This window comes from Arthrobacter sp. Y81 (assembly GCF_002929335.1).
Classification (GTDB): Bacteria; Actinomycetota; Actinomycetes; order Actinomycetales; family Micrococcaceae; genus Arthrobacter.
Genome location: NZ_PJIL01000101.1, coordinates 1 through 521, shown reverse-complemented (window position 1 = coordinate 521; position 521 = coordinate 1). Strand labels below are relative to the sequence as shown.

Genomic DNA, 521 nt, shown 5'->3' with positions numbered 1-521 from the left:
AGTCCTCCCGCGTGCCGTACAGCTCCACGCAGTGGCCGGGATCGGCCAGGACGGCCAGATCGGCGGGGAAGCGCACGCCGTCGCTCTTTTCAAAGGCGTCCAAGGCGGCGGCAAGTTCCTTGGAAATGGCGCCCTTGCCCGTCCAGCCATCGACGAACATGATCCGTGCAGGGTCAAAGTTCGCGGCTAAATAGCGCAACGCCACCTGGTCAAGACCTACGCCGCGCACGATGCTCATGGTGAAGTGTGGGGCGTCGATCCCGTGGACCGCCTGCGCCCAGCGGCGCATCAAAATCCCGATGGGCGTGCCGGCCCGGGCCAGTGAAACCAGCACCGGCTGGTTGTTTCGCGCAGCCAGCACCAGTTCCGTCACGACTCCCACAGCCGTGGCAATCCGTTCGCCCGAACGTTCCAGTGCGTCCTGGTACAACGCCTGGTATTCGGGGCTCGGGGTGTATTCCACCGGCAGAGATTCGGCATAGTTCGCGGCACCGGACTGGATGGCATGCTCCCGCTCGGCC

General features: G+C 65.1%; 1 protein-coding gene. It reads right to left on the bottom strand.

Features of this window, described 5'->3' with window-relative positions:
* Positions 1-521 (bottom strand): cysteine protease StiP domain-containing protein (locus tag CXQ91_RS24385; RefSeq protein WP_258074256.1); only part of this gene is annotated, 521 nt, incomplete at both ends.